This is a genomic window from Leifsonia sp. NCR5 (assembly GCF_002105485.1).
Classification (GTDB): domain Bacteria; phylum Actinomycetota; class Actinomycetes; order Actinomycetales; family Microbacteriaceae; genus Leifsonia.
In genome coordinates this window covers 46,373-61,617 of the sequence record NZ_NCSR01000004.1, presented here as the reverse complement: position 1 = coordinate 61,617, position 15,245 = coordinate 46,373, and the positions used below count along the sequence as shown (strand labels likewise).

The window sequence follows — 15,245 nt, the reverse complement described above, 5'->3', positions numbered from 1 at the left end:
ATTAGCCTCGCGCGTTCCAGTACGCGGTGGCCGTTCCAGTGCCTACGTACTGGGAGGCGCTAGCCACGACTCCGGGCTTCTTCCAGCCGGAGGCCGTGGTATTGGCGGTCGAGTGGTGTTCGTACGAACCTGACTGGACATCGGACTGACTGTAAACGCCCCAGGCGCGACCGTAGTCCCACGAGATTGCGCTGCCCTTGTAGTACACGGTGGCAGCCTGCGCCACGCCTGCTCCGCCCACGATGAATGCGGCGGAAAGGATCGTGGCGGCAAGGGCCTTTTTGACTGATTTCATAACTCGTTCCTTGTTCTTTCGGAGTCGACGGTGACACCTGATATGCAGAATAGAAGCATGGCGGTGCTGAAATCAAATGCGTTTCAATGCAATCGCGCGGAACTGTGGCCTCCTCATCGACGACCGTGCGCATCCGACCGCCAGTTGGCTGGGCGAAGTGCCCGAAATCCGCTCGTAAACGAGCTAGAATCGTGCGTACAGACATCGACCCGGCGATCACCGGCGAGTCTTCGGAAGAACAGCGCACCGCGAGGCGCGCCCAGTAGAACCGAACGGGTCTGGCCCGTCACAGCCAACGAAGAGCGGTCGCGTCCACACCGTGAGTGGATGCGGCAAGCGGGGTGGTACCGCGGCGGACGTTTCGAGCGTCCGGCGTCCTCGTGCAGACGAACGACCTGCCAGGAGTGAGATGCCGTACCCCAAGTCACCGGACGAATCGTCGGCGCGCGACGCCGAGCAGGCGGGCGTCAGCCCGAGCCCGAGCTTCCCGGAGATCGAGACAGAGGTCCTCGCGTTCTGGAAAGAGGACGGCACCTTCCGCGCATCCATCGACAACCGGCAGGATGCGCCGGAGTGGGTCTTCTACGACGGCCCTCCCTTCGCCAACGGCCTGCCGCACTACGGCCACCTGCTCACCGGCTACGCCAAGGACGTCTTCCCGCGCTTCCAGACGATGCGCGGCAAGAAGGTCGAGCGCCGGTTCGGCTGGGACACCCACGGCCTGCCCGCCGAGCTGGAGGCCGAGCGGCAGCTGGGGCTCACCGACAAGAGCCAGATCGAGGAGATGGGCATCGCGGCCTTCAACCAGGCCGCCAAGGACTCGGTGCTGCACTACACCCGCGAATGGCAGGAGTACGTCACCCGCCAGGCGCGCTGGGTGGACTTCGACAACGACTACAAGACTCTCGACGTCACCTTCATGGAGTCGGTGATCTGGGCGTTCAAACAGCTGCACGAGAAGGGCCTCGCCTACGAGGGCTACCGCGTGCTGCCGTACTGCTGGCGCGACCAGACCCCGCTGTCCAACCACGAACTGCGGATGGACGACGACGTCTACAAGATGCGTCAGGACCAGACCGTCACGGTCACCTTCCCGCTCACCGGGGCGAAGGCGGAGGCGCTCGGCCTCACCGGCGTGCGTGCCCTGGCCTGGACGACCACCCCGTGGACCCTGCCGACCAACCTCGCGCTGGTCGTCGGCCCTGACATCGAGTACGCGGTCGTGCCCGCCGGTCCGAACGGCGCTGCCGACGCGCACGGCACCCCCGACGACGAGGTGCTGAGCGGCGAATACCTGCTCGCCACCGAGCTGGTCGGCAACTACGCGAAAGACCTCGGCTACGAGACGGCGGCGGATGCGCTGGCCGCGATCACCCGTCGCGTCCGTGGCGCAGAGCTCGAGGGCGTCACATACGACCGGCTGTGGGACTACTACGCCGACGTCGAGGAGTACGGCACCCAGAACGCGTGGCGCATCCTGGTCGACGACTACGTCACCACCGAGGACGGCACCGGCATCGTGCACCAGGCGCCGGCATACGGCGAGGACGACCAGCGCGTCTGCGAGGCGGCCGGCATCCCCGTGATCATCTCGGTGGACGACGGAGCGCGTTTCCTGCCCGTGATCGAAGACGTGGCAGGCCTGCAGGTGTTCGAGGCGAACAAGCCGCTCACCACGCTGCTGCGCGAGAACGGCAGGCTGCTCCGCCAGGCGAGCTACGAGCACTCGTACCCGCACTGCTGGCGCTGCCGCAACCCGCTGATCTACAAGGCGGTGTCGAGCTGGTTCGTCCGCGTCACCGACTTCCGCGACCGGATGGGCGAGCTCAACCAGCAGATCAACTGGGTGCCGGAGAACGTGAAGGACGGCCAGTTCGGCAAGTGGGTGGGCAACGCCCGCGACTGGTCGATCTCGCGCAACCGCTACTTCGGTTCGCCGATCCCGGTCTGGAAGAGCGACGACCCCGCATACCCGCGCATCGACGTGTACGGCTCGCTGGCCGAGCTGGAGGCCGACTTCGGCACCATCCCGACGAACGCGGCGGGGGAGCCCGACCTGCACCGGCCGTTCATCGACGACCTCACCCGCCCGAACCCGGACGACCCGACCGGCCGCTCGACCATGCGCCGCATCCCGGACGTGCTCGACGTCTGGTTCGACTCCGGTTCGATGCCGTTCGCCCAGGTGCACTACCCGTTCGAGAACCGCGAGTGGTTCGACGGGCACAACCCGGCCGACTTCATCGTGGAGTACATCGGGCAGACCCGCGGCTGGTTCTACATGCTGCACACGCTGTCGACCGCCCTGTTCGACCGCCCGGCGTTCAAGAACGTGATCAGCCACGGCATCGTGCTCGGCAGCGACGGGCAGAAGATGTCGAAGTCGCTGCGCAACTACCCGGACGTCAACGAGGTGTTCGACCGCGACGGCTCCGACGCGATGCGCTGGTTCCTGATGGCGAGCCCTGTGCTTCGCGGCGGCAACCTGATCGTGACGGAGGAGGGCATCCGGGAGGGTGTCCGCCAGGTGCTGCTCCCGCTGTGGAGCACCTGGTACTTCTTCTCCCTGTACGCGAACGCCACCGGATACGAGGCGAAGCGCCGCACCGACTCCACGGACGTGCTCGACCGCTACCTGCTGGCCAAGACGCGCGACCTCGTCGAGGACGTCACGGCCGACCTCGAAGCGCTCGACAGCACCCTCGCGGCCGCTAAGCTGCGCGACTTCGCCGACATTCTCACCAACTGGTACGTGCGGCGTTCGCGCGACCGTTTCTGGCAGGGCGTGGATGCGGAGGGCAACGGCACCGAGGCGTTCGACACCCTCTACACGGTGCTCGAAACGGTCGCCCGCGTGGCCGCCCCGCTGCTGCCGCTCGTCACCGAGCGGATCTGGCGCGGCCTCACCGGCGAGCGGAGCGTGCACCTGACCGACTGGCCGGACGCCGCAGAGTTCCCCGCGGACGACGCGCTGGTGGATGCGATGGACCGCATCAGGAGCATCAGCTCCACCACGCTGTCGCTGCGCAAGCAGGCCGGGCTCCGCGTCCGGCTGCCGCTCGCCTCGCTGACCGTCGTCGCCGAGAACGCGGATGCGCTGCGCCCGTTCGAGGGCATCCTGCGCGACGAGCTCAACGTCAAGGCGGTCGAGCTGGTCGAGCTGCACGACGACAGCGCAGCCAGCTACGGGATCACGAGCAAGCTGACCGTGAACGCGCGCGCCGCCGGTCCGCGGCTCGGCAAGCAGGTGCAGCAGGTCATCCAAGCCGCCCGCGCCGGCGACTGGTCGGAGACCGACGGCGTCGTGACGGCGGGTGGCGTCGAACTGGCCGACGGCGAATACGAGCTGGTGCTCGAGACGGCGCAGGCGGACGGCGAGTCCACGTCGGCGCTGGCGCTGCTGCCGGGCGGCGGCTTCGTGCTGCTCGACACGGTGACCACGCCGGAGCTGCAGGCCGAGGGCCTGGCGCGCGACATCATCCGCGCGGTGCAGGACACCCGCAAGGCGGCAGGACTCGACGTGAGCGACCGCATCCGGTTGAACCTGGCGTTCGCACACGGAGACGATGTGGCTGCGCTCGGCCTCGCCGGAGACGTCGACATCGCGACGGAGACACTGGCGCTCGTCGTCGAGTTCGCTGCGGCGGAGGCGGCGTTCGAGAAGACCTTCTCCGCCGGCCAGTTCGCCAACGCGGGGGAGTTCACGGTCGGCGTGACCAGGATCGAGGAGGCAGAGTGAGCGACGATTCCGAGGAGTTCCGCGACCAGGCGGACGCCGTCTACCAGGCGCTGCTCGCGCGCATCGGCGAGGGTGCGCCCGAGCGCAGGCTGGATGCCACCCGGCGCGCCGTCGAACTGCTGGGCGACCCCCAGCGCGCGTATCCGATCGTCCACATCACGGGGACGAACGGCAAGACGTCGACGAGCCGCATCACCGAGAGCATCCTGCGTGCGTACGGCCTGCGGACGGGCCTGCTGACCAGTCCGCACCTGGTGCGCTTCAACGAGCGCATCGTGATCGACGGCCAGCCGATCTCCGACGAAGCGCTCGTGCGCAACTGGGAGGATGTGCAGCCGTACATCGAGATCGTCGACGGCGAGCTCGCGGAGAAAGGCCAGGCGCCGCTCACGTTCTTCGAGGCGCTGACCGTGCTCGCATACGCCGCGTTCGCCGACGCGCCGGTCGACGTGGCCGTGATCGAGGTCGGCATGGGCGGCGAGTGGGACTCCACCAACGTCGGCGACGGCCAGGTGGCGGTGTTCACCCCGATCTCGCTCGACCACACCAAGGCGCTCGGCGACACCGTCGCGGAGATCGCGCGCACCAAGTCCGGCATCATCAAGCCCGCCGCCGACGTGGTGAGCTCCGCCCAGACACCGGATGCGCTGGCCGAGCTGACCACCGCGGCCGGGCTCACCGAGTCCACCATCGCCGTGCAGCCCGGAGCGTTCGACGTGGCATCCACCTCGGTGGCCGTCGGCGGGCAGCTGGTGAGCATCCGGGGCCTTGCCGCCACGTACGACGAGCTGTTCCTCCCGCTGTACGGCGACCACCAGGCGCAGAACGCCGCCGTCGCTGTCGCCGCCGTCGAGACGTTCCTCGGCCGGGGCACGCAGCCGCTCAAGGCCGACCTCCTGGAGGAGGGCTTCGCCACGGCGACCTCGCCGGGACGCCTGCAGTTGATCGGCGTCGACCCGACCGTGCTGGTGGACGCCGCCCACAACCCGGCGGGCGCTCAGACCCTCGCGGATGCGATGCGCCGCTACTTCGACTTCGACGAGCTGACCTTCGTATTCGGCTCGCTCGCCGACAAGGATGCGCGCGGCATCGTGCGCGCGCTCGCCCCGGTCGCCACCCAGTTCTACGTGACGGAGCCGCGCTCCGATCGCGCGCTTCCGGCCGACGAGCTGGGCGAGATCGTGCTCGACGAGGTCGGCGACGAGGCGACCATCGTCTACGGCGACCTCGAGGAGGCGCTGGATGCTGCCCGAGAGTGGGCGGCGGAGGAGCCGAAGCGCGCCGTGGTCGTCACAGGCTCGATCGTGCTCGTCGGCGACGCGATGGCCATCGCGGAGGCCGGCGAGTGGAAGCCGACCAGCTCGTGAGCGACGCGGAGAAGCCCGCGAAGGCCGCACGGCCGCGCCGGGAGCGCACGGTCAGGGAACTGCTCGGCTCGATCGTGCTCGGCTTCGAGCTGATCGTCGTCTTCCTCGGCGCCCTGGTGCTGTTCGGCCTCGGCTCGCTGCCCGCCGGCGTCGCGCTCGGCGGGGGAGCGGCGCTCGTCGTCCTGATGATCGTCGCCATCGGCACGCTGCGCTCCCCGGTGGGCATCGTGCTCGGCTGGTTCGTCCAGCTCGTCGTCGTGGCGGCGGGCTTCCTCGTCCCCGCCTTCTTCATCGTCGGCGCCATCTTCACGGCCATGTGGGCGTACTGCATGATCGCGGGCGCCCGCATCGACCGCAACAAGAAGGCCGCGCACGCGGCCGCAAACGGAACGGAGAATCCATGACCACCCCCGTCGAAGAGACCCTGGTGCTCGTCAAGCCGGACGGCGTCGCTCGCAACCTCACGGGCGAGATCCTGCGCCGCATCGAGGCGAAGGGCTACTCGCTCGTCGACATCCGGATGCTGCAGGCCGACCGCGACCTGCTCGCCGCGCACTACGCGGAGCACGAGGGCAAGCCGTTCTACGAGCCGCTTGTCGAGTTCATGGAGTCCGGCCCCATCGTCGCGATCCGCCTCGCGGGCAACCGCGTGATCGAGGGCTTCCGCTCGCTCGCCGGCACCACTGACCCGACCACGGCCGCGCCGGGCACCATCCGCGGCGACTTCGCCCGCGACTGGGGCCTCAAGGTGCAGCAGAACCTCGTGCACGGCTCCGACTCGCCCGAGTCCGCCGCGCGCGAGCTCGCCCTCTGGTTCGCCTGAAACCCATCGAGTCCGAACTTGTTCACGCGACACGCCGAGTGTCACCGTGAATAAGTTCGGACTCGAATTTATGGGGGCTAGACGAAGACGTTGTTGATCCAGTCGAGCTGGATCTGGGCGAGGATCGCGACGATCGCGTAGGAGATCACCGTGATCAGGGGCACCCAGGAGTAGAGCTTGCCGAAGAAGACACGCCCGGACTCCGGGATGGGGATGTTGCCCGATTTGAGGTTGTAGAGCGTCACGGCCCAGAAGGTCGGGATGGTGACCAGCCAGGTGACCATGCACCACGGGCAGAGCACGTTGAGCACGGTGATCGACTGCGTGATGAGGAAGATGACCAGGGCCATCGCGCCGATCACGCCGAGGTTGAAGAGCATCCAGAACCACTTGGCGAAGCGCGCCCCGGCGAGCACCCCGACGCCCACCGCGATGGTCGCGGTCCAGCCGATCAGGCCGAGCAGCGGGTTGGGGAAGCCGAACAGCGACCCCTGCCAGGAGTTGAGGTTCTTCGTGCACCCGACGAGCAGGCTGAAGTTGCACGACAGCTGCGCATCCGGGTTCTCGAGAAGGTGGAACTTGTCCATCGTGAGCATGAAAGCAGCCCAGAGGCCGATGGCCCCGGCGACGATCAGGAAGATGGCGAGTACGGTCGGGCGGCGCTCGGCTGTAGTGGTGGACACAGTCGGATTATGGCATGACCGATCGCGTGTCGACCTGAGAGGCAGCCGCGTTCCTGGTGCGGTCATGCGATAATCGTTGCAACTGGTTTCTGCGGCGTGTGCCGGAGAGACGCCAGCGAAGGCTTATGGGCGTTGCGACGCCCGAACGGCCGGCCGAGGTGGCCGACCGACAACGAACGTAAAGAAACGAGATCGTCTGCGGACCGCGCCACGAGCCGACCGCACGCGTGAAGGATTGGCGGTCGCAGGCGCAACGCGTCTGCTGCCCTTATGAAAGTACCCGGCGCGCGGGAGACCGCGGCTGGTCGAGGAGTGCACCAGCGATGGTGGAAAACGAAAATACTGACAACACGCAGAACAACGGATCGGAAGCGGGGCCCAGGAAGCGATCGCGCCTCTTCGGTTCCAGGAAGAGCGCCAAGAAGAGCGCCTCCGCCGTGCCTGCGAACGATTCGCGTGAGGCCATTGCGTCCTCCGCGCCGACGGTGGCCGGGCATGCCTCGACCGCGCCCGCCGTCCAGGAGAGAACACCCATGGACGAGAAGATCCACGACAACCACGACAGCCACGACGACATCATCGGCTCCGGCCCGTTCCCGGCCGGGCAACCGGCCGTGACGACGGAGCAGGCTCCGGATGCTGGCGCGGCCCAGCCCGCCGACGCGGCGACGGACAGCGCCGACGCCGCAGGCGCAGCTCCCGCCGCACCGGATGCTCCCGCCGCCGAGGCGGACACGGCGCTGCCCGGCCTCCCGCCGACGACGCTGCTGTTCCAGGCCCCGGACATCCTGCCGCTGCCTCCGCTCCCACACGACGAGTACGACGACGACGAGCCGAGCACGGTCCGCCGCCGTTCGCGCCGCCGCGCAGGCGAGGAGAACCGCTCCGGGTCGAACGACCCGGCCAACACGGTCGTCAAGGTCCGCGCCCCGCGCGAGCCGGAGCTCATCACCGAGCCGCAGCGCATCAAGGGCTCGACCCGTCTCGAGGCGAAGAAGCAGCGCCGCCGCGACGGCCGTGACGCCGGCCGCCGCCGTCCCGTCATCACCGAGGCCGAGTTCCTCGCCCGCCGCGAGTCCGTCGACCGCCAGATGATCGTGCGCGAGAAGGGCGGCCGCATCCAGATCGGCGTGCTCGAAGACAAAGTGCTCGTCGAGCACTACGTCGCCAAGTCGCAGGAGGCGTCGCTGATCGGCAACGTCTACCTGGGTCGCGTGCAGAACGTGCTGCCCAGCATGGAGGCTGCGTTCGTCGACATCGGCCGTGGCCGCAATGCCGTGCTGTACTCCGGCGAGGTCGACTGGGATGCCGCGGAGACCGGCAACCAGCCGCGCCGCATCGAGCTGGCGCTCAAGCCGGGCGACCGCGTGCTCGTCCAGGTCACGAAGGACCCCGTCGGGCACAAGGGCGCCCGCCTCACCAGCCAGGTCTCGCTGCCCGGCCGCTACCTCGTCTACGTGCCGAACGGCTCGATGAACGGGATCAGCCGCAAGCTTCCGGACACCGAGCGTGCCCGTCTGAAGAAGATCCTCAAAGAGGTCCTGCCGGAGAACACCGGCGTCATCGTGCGCACCGCCGCCGAGGGTGCGACTGAGGAGCAGTTGACGCTCGACGTCACGCGCCTCACTGCGCAGTGGGCCGACATCAGCAGGCAGGTCGAGACCGTCGGGGCGCCCGCGCTCCTGCACAGCGAGCCCGACCTGCTGATCAAGATCGTCAGGGACGTCTTCAACGAGGACTTCCAGAAGCTGATCATCGCCGGCCAGGATGCGCAGAGCACCATCGAGAACTACCTCCGTCAGGTCGCCCCCGACCTCCTCGACCGCGTCGAGGCGTACACGGGCGAGCGGGATGCGTTCGACGAGTTCCGCATCACGGAGCAGATCGAGAAGGCGCTCGACCGCAAGGTCTGGCTGCCGTCCGGTGGCTCGCTCGTGATCGACCGCACAGAGGCGATGACGGTCGTCGACGTCAACACCGGCAAGTTCGTCGGCTCCGGCGGGAACCTGGAAGAGACCGTCACCAAGAACAACCTGGAAGCCGCCGAGGAGATCGTCCGCCAGCTACGCCTGCGCGACGTTGGCGGCATCATCGTCGTCGACTTCATCGACATGGTGCTCGAGTCCAACCGCGACCTCGTGCTCCGCCGCCTGATCGAGTGCCTGAGCCGCGACCGCACCAAGCACCAGGTGGCAGAGGTCACCTCGCTCGGCCTCGTGCAGATGACGAGGAAGAAGCTCGGCCTCGGCCTGCTCGAGACGTTCAGCGAGGCGTGCGAGGCCTGCGCAGGCCGCGGTGTCATCGTGCACCACGACCCGGTCGTCAAGCACCGTCAGACCCCGCAGCAGCAGCCGCAGAGCGAGCGCCGCCGCGGCCGTGGCGGTCAGCAGTCCGGCGGCAACGGCTCGTCGAACGGCAACGGCAATGGCAACGGCTCGTCGAACGGAAACGGCAACGGCGGCTCGAACGGTAACGGCGGTGGCACCCCCACCGGCGTGACCCACGCGATCACCGACGACGCCAAGAACGCGCTGGCCCAGATCGCGGCGAGCACACTGGCCCACCCGCACGACGAGCACCAGCAGCCGGTGGACGCGCCTGCCGCCTCCGCGGAGTCCGCGCACGGCAAGCACGTCGCCGGCGAGCAGGAGCAGCAGCAGGATGCGCCGAAGAAGTCCCGCAGGAAGAGCGGCAAGCGCGACAGGGCCAAGGCGGCGGAGGCCGAGCAGGCAGCCACTGAGCAGCCGGCGACGCAGGAGAGCGCCCCGCAGGCCGAGACGGCGCCGGTGCGCGAGCAGCAGCAGCGCGAGCCGCAGGCGCCCGCTGAGCGCCCGGCAGCGGCCCGCGAGAGTGCGGACGCGTCCGTGCCCCTGATCGAGCTTCCTGAGCCCGCAGCGGCTCCTGTGACGCGTCGCACGCCCACCAAGGAGGCCGAGCTGCTGCTCGACTCCGTGCTGGACGCCCTTCCGCAGCCGAAGCAGCCCGGTCAGGGCCGCGGACGCAGCCGCAGGGTGAGCACGGCGGCGATCGTCGGTGGAGACACCGCGCCCCAGATCACGCGGGCAGAGATCACCCGGGCGGAGCAGGGCGAGTAGCCCACCGCATCCCGAACCGAGTGAAGGCGCGGGGTCAGTGCTTGCGCACTCGATCCCGCGCCTTCACTCGCAGTCCGCTGGCGCGCAGCCGGATGACCAGCTCCTTGCCGTCCACGGCGGTGGCTCCCGCAGCCACCAGCTCGTCGTAGCGCTTGTCCGGCACGTCGTAGTGGTCCAGGTCGAACGCGCGCCGCGCGATGTCGTTGGCGGCCGCGAACGCGTGCAGCTCGTCGAGGCTGGAATCGCTCACCAGGTGCGACCACAACATGCCGTGGGCGGGCCATGCCGGGGGATCGATCAGGACCGTCATACAATGATCATAGGAACCGACGCCGTCGATGGCGTCGATCGGCCCCGGAGCCCTCTCGTTGAATTGACGATAGAAGGGTCGTCGGGTAAAGTTGACCGTTGGTGTGTGTCGGGCGTATCCCGCTCGACCATCATGGTTTTCTGAGAGCCGCTCCGTCGCACTGCGACGAAGACGGACTCGCCAGTAACTTCCTGAAGAGTAAACAGACAGGACCAGGTCCGCGGCTCATCGAGCCGAGGGGAGCTGTTCCCCGAAGAAAAGGTACGTAAAAGTGGTTTACGCAGTTGTGCGCGCCGGAGGCCGGCAGGAAAAGGTCGAGGTCGGCACCATCGTGACGATGGACCGGATCAAGGCTGATAAGAACGGCAACGTCGAGCTGGCTGCTGTGCTGCTTGTCGACGGCGACAAGATCACCTCCGACGCCGGTTCGCTGGCGAAGGTCAAGGTCACCGCTGAGGTTCTCAACGACCTCCGTGGCCCGAAGATCGTGATCCAGAAGTTCAAGAACAAGACCGGCTACAAGAAGCGCCAGGGGCACCGTCAGGACCTCACGCGCGTCAAGATCACCGGCATCAAGTAGCCGATCGACCTCAGGCTTAGGAGAAGAAGCAGATGGCACACAAAAAGGGAGCGAGCTCCACTCGCAACGGTCGTGACTCGAACGCACAGCGCCTCGGCGTGAAGCGCTTCGGTGGCCAGGTCGTCGGAGCGGGCGAGATCATCGTCCGCCAGCGCGGCACCCACTTCCACCCCGGCGTGAACGTCGGACGTGGCGGCGACGACACCCTGTTCGCCCTCGCAGCCGGCTCGGTCGAGTTCGGCAACAAGGGCGGCCGCAAGGTCGTCAACATCGTGGCCGCCGAGGCGTAAAGCCCCGCACCACGCACCAGCATTCGAGGATGGGCGGGCTTCGGCCCGCCCTTTCTCCATTTACAGACTGAACAGTCAGGAATCGAGGGACCCCCATGGCAACGTTCGTGGATCACGTGACGTTGCACCTGCGCGCCGGCAACGGCGGCAACGGGTGCGTCTCCGTCCGACGGGAGAAGTTCAAGCCGCTGGCAGGACCGGACGGCGGCAATGGAGGCAACGGCGGCGACATCGTCCTCGTGGCCGACCCCCAGGTCACGACCCTGCTCGCCTACCACCGCGCGCCGCACCGCTCCTCGCAGAACGGCGGCTTCGGCATGGGAGACCACCGCAGCGGCCACCTCGGCGAAGAGCTCGAACTCCCCGTCCCCGTCGGCACCGTGGTCAAAGACCCGTCCGGCGTCGAACTGATCGACATGAACGAGCCGGGGATGCGCTACGTCGTCGCTCCCGGCGGCATCGGCGGGCTCGGCAACGCCGCCCTGTCGAACCCCAAGCGCAAGGCCCCCGGCTTCGCGCTGCTCGGCACGCCGGGCTGGGAGGGCGACGTCCTCCTCGAACTCAAGACCGTCGCCGACATCGCGCTCGTCGGCTACCCGTCGGCGGGCAAGTCGAGTCTGATCGCCGCCCTGTCGTCCGCGAAGCCGAAGATCGCCGACTACCCGTTCACCACGCTGCACCCCAACCTCGGTGTCGTGCAGGCGGGAGACACCCGTTTCACCGTCGCCGACGTGCCAGGCCTGATCGAGGGCGCGAGCGAGGGCAAGGGCCTCGGGCTCGAGTTCCTCCGCCACGTCGAGCGCTGCAGCGCCCTGCTGCACGTCCTCGACTGCGCGACGCTGGAGCCCGGCCGCGACCCGCTGAGCGACCTCGACGTGATCCTCGGCGAGCTCGGGGCGTATCCCGTGCCGGAGGGGCAGACCCCGCTGCTGGAGCGCCCGCAGCTCATCGCCCTGAACAAGATCGACGTGCCGGAGGGCCGCGAGCTGGCCGAGTTCGTCCGGCCCGACCTGGAAGCGCGCGGCTACCGCGTGTTCGAGATCTCGACCGTCAGCCACGAGGGCCTGCGTCAGCTGTCCTTCGCCCTGGCCGAGGTGGTCGAGCAGGCACGTGCGGATCAGGCGGCGGCCGAGGCGGAGCGCCCGCGCATCGTCATCCGCCCGCAGGCCGTGGACGACGGTGGGTTCGTCGTCAAGGTCGAGGGCGGCTCGGACGGCCCCGTCTACCGCATCCTGGGCGCCAAGCCGGAGCGCTGGGTCGCGCAGACCGACTTCTCGAACGACGAGGCCGTCGGCTTCCTGGCCGACCGGCTGGCGAAGCTCGGCGTCGAGGACCGCCTGTTCAAGGCGGGAGCCGTCTCCGGTTCCACTGTGGTCATTGGTAGGGACAACGGCGTGGTCTTCGACTGGGAGCCGACCCTCACCTCCACGGCCGAGCTCATCACGTCGCCGCGCGGAACGGACGTGCGCCTCGACGGCAACGCCCGCCCCACCCGCAACCAGCGTCGCGAGGACTACTTCGACAGAATGGATGCGAAGGCCGAGGCCCGCGCGGAGCTGCTGCGCGAGCGCGAGGCCGGCCTCTGGCAGGACGACGACTACGCAGACGATGTCGCAGACCTCGCCCCCGCAGAGGGCGAGCAGGGGCAGAACGGCCAGGGCGGCCAGAACAGGGAGACCGATTCGGAATGACCATCGACGACCGCAGCCAGGTCCCCACCGCGCGACGCGTCGTCGTCAAGGTGGGTTCGTCCTCCATCAGCGGGGAGAACGCCGGGCAGATCGGTCCGTTGGTCGATGCTCTCGCCGAAGCGCACGGGCGCGGCACCCAGGTGATCCTGGTGTCGTCCGGTGCGATCGCCACGGGCATCCCGTATCTGGCGCTGCAGGAGCGCCCGACCGACCTGGCGACGCAGCAGGCCGCCGCCGCCGTCGGGCAGAACGTGCTCATCTACCGCTATCAGGACAGCCTCGACCGGTACGACATCGTCGCCGGCCAGGTGCTGCTGACCGCCGGTGACATGGAGACCCCGACGCACCGCATCAACGCCAAGCGGGCGATGGAGCGGCTGCTCGACCTGCGCATCCTGCCCATCGTCAACGAGAACGACACCGTGGCGACGCACGAGATCCGGTTCGGCGACAACGACCGGCTGGCCGCGCTCGTCGCGCTGCTGGTCGAGGCCGACCTGCTCGTGCTGCTGTCCGACGTGGATGCGCTCTACACCAAGCCGCCGCAGGAGCCGGGCGCGGAGCGCATCGACGTCGTCGAGTACGACGACGCCCTGGAGGGCGTCGAGATCGGCTCGACCGGACTGTCCGGCGTCGGCACAGGCGGCGCCCTGACGAAGGTGTCCGCTGCGCGCCAGGCCGCGGAGAACGGCACGGCCGTGATCCTGACCGCCACGTCGAACGTCTCGCAGGCCCTCGGCGGCGAGGCGGTCGGCACCTGGTTCGCCCCAGCGCGGGATGCGGTCGCAGCGCCCTAAACTTGAGTCATGGTCGACACCATCACCGAATCGCTCTCGCTCGTCGAGAAGCTCGCAGCTGCCAAGCGCGCGTCGCGCGTGCTCGCCACGGCGAACACCGACGCCAAGAACGCCGCCCTCCGCGCGGTCGCGGCCGGTCTGCAGTCGCAGGCTCCGCGCATCCTGGAGGCGAACGAGCTCGACCTGGCCAACGGCCGTGAGAACGGGCTGTCGACAGGGCTGCTCGACCGGCTCACGCTGACCGAGACGCGTCTCGGCGCGCTGGCGGACGCGGTGCTGGAGGTCGTCGGCCTGACCGACCCCGTCGGCGAGGCCGTGCGGGGGAGCACGCTGCCGAACGGCGTGTCGATCACGCAGGTGCGCGTGCCGTTCGGCGTGGTCGGCGCGATCTACGAGGCGCGCCCGAACGTCACGGTCGACATCGCGGCCCTCGCGTTGAAGAGCGGCAACGCCGCCGTGCTGCGCGGCGGAAGCGCGGCGATCACCACCAACCGCGTGCTCGTCGCGGTGATCCAAGATGCGTTCGCCTCCGTCGGGCTGCCGTCCGACGCCGTGCAGACCATCGACGAGTTCGGTCGCGACGGCGCCACCCAGCTGATGAAGGCGCGCGGCTACGTGGATGTGCTCATCCCGCGGGGGAGCGCAGACCTGATCCGCACGGTCGTCACCGAGTCGACGGTCCCTGTGATCGAGACCGGCGCGGGCGTCGTGCACATCGTGCTGGACGAGTCCGCCCGTGAGGACTGGGCCGTCGACATCGTGCGCAACGCCAAGGTGCAGCGGCCGAGCGTCTGCAACGCGGTCGAGACGCTGCTCGTGCTGCGCTCCGCCGCCGACCGGCTACTGCCTCCCGTGCTCGGTGCGCTCACCGCATCCGGTGTCACCATCCACGCGGACGAGCGCTCCATCGGCTACGCGGAGTCCGCCGTTCCCGTCACCGAAGAGGACTGGGCGACGGAGCACATGAGCCTCGACATCTCGGTGAAGGTCGTCGACGACCTGGACGAGGCGATCGAGCACATCCGCACGTACTCGACCCAGCACACCGAGGCCATCATCACGAACGACCTCGCCAACGCGGAGCGCTTCCTGGCCGAGGTGGACTCCGCGGTGGTGATGGTGAACGCCTCCACCCGGTTCACCGACGGAGGCGAGTTCGGCTTCGGGGCGGAGGTCGGCATCTCCACCCAGAAACTGCACGCGCGCGGGCCGATGGGCCTGCCGGAGCTGACCAGCACCAAGTGGATCGTCCGCGGGTCAGGGCAGTTCCGGGCGTGACGCGCCACTAGACTGGTTCGCAGGCGTTCGCGCCACCGGAAAGGAAGAAACTCGATGACCCACCTGTCGCTGCTGCTGGCCGAGGCCGAAACGCACGTTGAACTCCCCATGCCGACATGGGCGTACGGCGCGATCGCGATCGTGATCTTCACCGTCCTCGGTTTCGTCATCTGGTCGTACCGCGACGTGGCGAACCGCCACAGCCACAAGGCCGGCCCCGGTGCCGCATCCCACGCAGGAGCGCCAGGCGCCACGCACCACGGCGACGGCCACCCCACCCAGGGTCACTGACCACTG

At 68.6% G+C, this 15,245-nt stretch carries 14 protein-coding genes; 11 read left to right on the top strand and 3 right to left on the bottom strand.

Annotated features, from left to right (window positions below):
- Position 1: 1 nt before the first annotated feature.
- Positions 2-295 (bottom strand): hypothetical protein, encoded by a 294-nt coding sequence (locus B7438_RS05025; RefSeq protein ID WP_085368464.1) that lies wholly within the window; start codon positions 293-295, stop codon positions 2-4.
- Positions 296-704: 409 nt separating this feature from the next.
- On the opposite strand from B7438_RS05025, the gene ileS reads away from it, so the two are divergent.
- The 4 genes from ileS to ndk are packed head-to-tail and all read left to right on the top strand — an operon-like array spanning position 705 to position 6,224.
- On the top strand, positions 705-4,034 hold the full coding sequence (ileS, locus tag B7438_RS05020) for an isoleucine--tRNA ligase (protein WP_085368463.1): 3,330 nt from the start codon (positions 705-707) through the stop codon (positions 4,032-4,034).
- Complete coding sequence (locus B7438_RS05015; protein ID WP_085368462.1) at positions 4,031-5,401, top strand: folylpolyglutamate synthase/dihydrofolate synthase family protein; 1,371 nt, start codon at positions 4,031-4,033, stop codon at positions 5,399-5,401. The genes ileS and B7438_RS05015 overlap by 4 nt, the downstream gene beginning before the upstream one ends.
- A complete protein-coding gene (locus B7438_RS05010) occupies positions 5,380-5,805 on the top strand; it encodes a DUF4233 domain-containing protein (protein WP_085368461.1) in 426 nt (141 codons plus the stop codon). The genes B7438_RS05015 and B7438_RS05010 overlap by 22 nt, the downstream gene beginning before the upstream one ends.
- Positions 5,802-6,224, top strand: coding sequence for a nucleoside-diphosphate kinase (gene ndk, locus B7438_RS05005; RefSeq protein WP_055893466.1), 423 nt, complete (start codon positions 5,802-5,804; stop codon positions 6,222-6,224). Before B7438_RS05010 ends, ndk begins: the two co-directional genes overlap by 4 nt.
- A 77-nt stretch (positions 6,225-6,301) precedes the next feature.
- On the opposite strand, the gene B7438_RS05000 is transcribed toward ndk, so the two are convergent.
- Positions 6,302-6,907 (bottom strand): vitamin K epoxide reductase family protein, encoded by a 606-nt coding sequence (locus B7438_RS05000; protein WP_247597385.1) that lies wholly within the window; start codon positions 6,905-6,907, stop codon positions 6,302-6,304.
- Between the two features lie 323 nt (positions 6,908-7,230).
- On the opposite strand from B7438_RS05000, the gene B7438_RS04995 reads away from it, so the two are divergent.
- A complete protein-coding gene (locus tag B7438_RS04995) occupies positions 7,231-10,002 on the top strand; it encodes an Rne/Rng family ribonuclease (protein ID WP_085368459.1) in 2,772 nt (923 codons plus the stop codon).
- A gap of 34 nt (positions 10,003-10,036) precedes the next feature.
- On the opposite strand, the gene B7438_RS04990 is transcribed toward B7438_RS04995, so the two are convergent.
- Positions 10,037-10,312 carry a DUF4031 domain-containing protein gene (locus B7438_RS04990; protein WP_085368458.1) on the bottom strand — a complete coding sequence of 92 codons (276 nt, stop codon included), beginning with the start codon at positions 10,310-10,312 and terminating at the stop codon, positions 10,037-10,039.
- A 271-nt stretch (positions 10,313-10,583) separates the two neighbouring features.
- Between B7438_RS04990 and rplU the strand changes: the two genes are divergently transcribed.
- From rplU to B7438_RS04960, 6 genes are all read left to right on the top strand, one after another.
- On the top strand, positions 10,584-10,892 hold the full coding sequence (rplU, locus tag B7438_RS04985; protein WP_055893478.1) for a 50S ribosomal protein L21: 309 nt from the start codon (positions 10,584-10,586) through the stop codon (positions 10,890-10,892).
- A gap of 32 nt (positions 10,893-10,924) precedes the next feature.
- Positions 10,925-11,182 (top strand): 50S ribosomal protein L27, encoded by a 258-nt coding sequence (gene rpmA / locus B7438_RS04980; protein WP_055893481.1) that lies wholly within the window; start codon positions 10,925-10,927, stop codon positions 11,180-11,182.
- Positions 11,183-11,277: 95 nt separating this feature from the next.
- Positions 11,278-12,873 carry a GTPase ObgE gene (obgE, locus tag B7438_RS04975; protein WP_085368457.1) on the top strand — a complete coding sequence of 532 codons (1,596 nt, stop codon included), beginning with the start codon at positions 11,278-11,280 and terminating at the stop codon, positions 12,871-12,873.
- Positions 12,870-13,670 (top strand): glutamate 5-kinase, encoded by an 801-nt coding sequence (proB, locus tag B7438_RS04970; protein WP_085368456.1) that lies wholly within the window; start codon positions 12,870-12,872, stop codon positions 13,668-13,670. Before obgE ends, proB begins: the two co-directional genes overlap by 4 nt.
- A gap of 9 nt (positions 13,671-13,679) precedes the next feature.
- The gene (locus B7438_RS04965) at positions 13,680-14,948 is read left to right on the top strand and encodes a glutamate-5-semialdehyde dehydrogenase (RefSeq protein ID WP_085368455.1); all 1,269 of its coding nucleotides are present in this window, start codon (positions 13,680-13,682) and stop codon (positions 14,946-14,948) included.
- A 54-nt stretch (positions 14,949-15,002) separates the two neighbouring features.
- Positions 15,003-15,239 (top strand): hypothetical protein, encoded by a 237-nt coding sequence (locus tag B7438_RS04960; RefSeq protein WP_085368454.1) that lies wholly within the window; start codon positions 15,003-15,005, stop codon positions 15,237-15,239.
- The last annotated feature ends 6 nt before the right edge of the window (positions 15,240-15,245 follow it).

Excerpts from the sequence above, each read along its gene's own strand:
- B7438_RS04995 (WP_085368459.1), top strand. The coding sequence starts at position 7,231 with ATGGTGGAAAACGAAAATACTGACAACACGCAGAACAACGGATCGGAA.
- B7438_RS05025 (WP_085368464.1), bottom strand. The coding sequence starts at position 295 with ATGAAATCAGTCAAAAAGGCCCTTGCCGCCACGATCCTTTCCGCCGCA.
- ndk (WP_055893466.1), top strand. The coding sequence starts at position 5,802 with ATGACCACCCCCGTCGAAGAGACCCTGGTGCTCGTCAAGCCGGACGGC.
- B7438_RS04965 (WP_085368455.1), top strand. The coding sequence starts at position 13,680 with ATGGTCGACACCATCACCGAATCGCTCTCGCTCGTCGAGAAGCTCGCA.
- B7438_RS04990 (WP_085368458.1), bottom strand. The coding sequence starts at position 10,312 with ATGACGGTCCTGATCGATCCCCCGGCATGGCCCGCCCACGGCATGTTG.
- B7438_RS04960 (WP_085368454.1), top strand. The coding sequence starts at position 15,003 with ATGACCCACCTGTCGCTGCTGCTGGCCGAGGCCGAAACGCACGTTGAA.
- ileS (WP_085368463.1), top strand. The coding sequence starts at position 705 with ATGCCGTACCCCAAGTCACCGGACGAATCGTCGGCGCGCGACGCCGAG.
- rpmA (WP_055893481.1), top strand. The coding sequence starts at position 10,925 with ATGGCACACAAAAAGGGAGCGAGCTCCACTCGCAACGGTCGTGACTCG.
- obgE (WP_085368457.1), top strand. The coding sequence starts at position 11,278 with ATGGCAACGTTCGTGGATCACGTGACGTTGCACCTGCGCGCCGGCAAC.
- proB (WP_085368456.1), top strand. The coding sequence starts at position 12,870 with ATGACCATCGACGACCGCAGCCAGGTCCCCACCGCGCGACGCGTCGTC.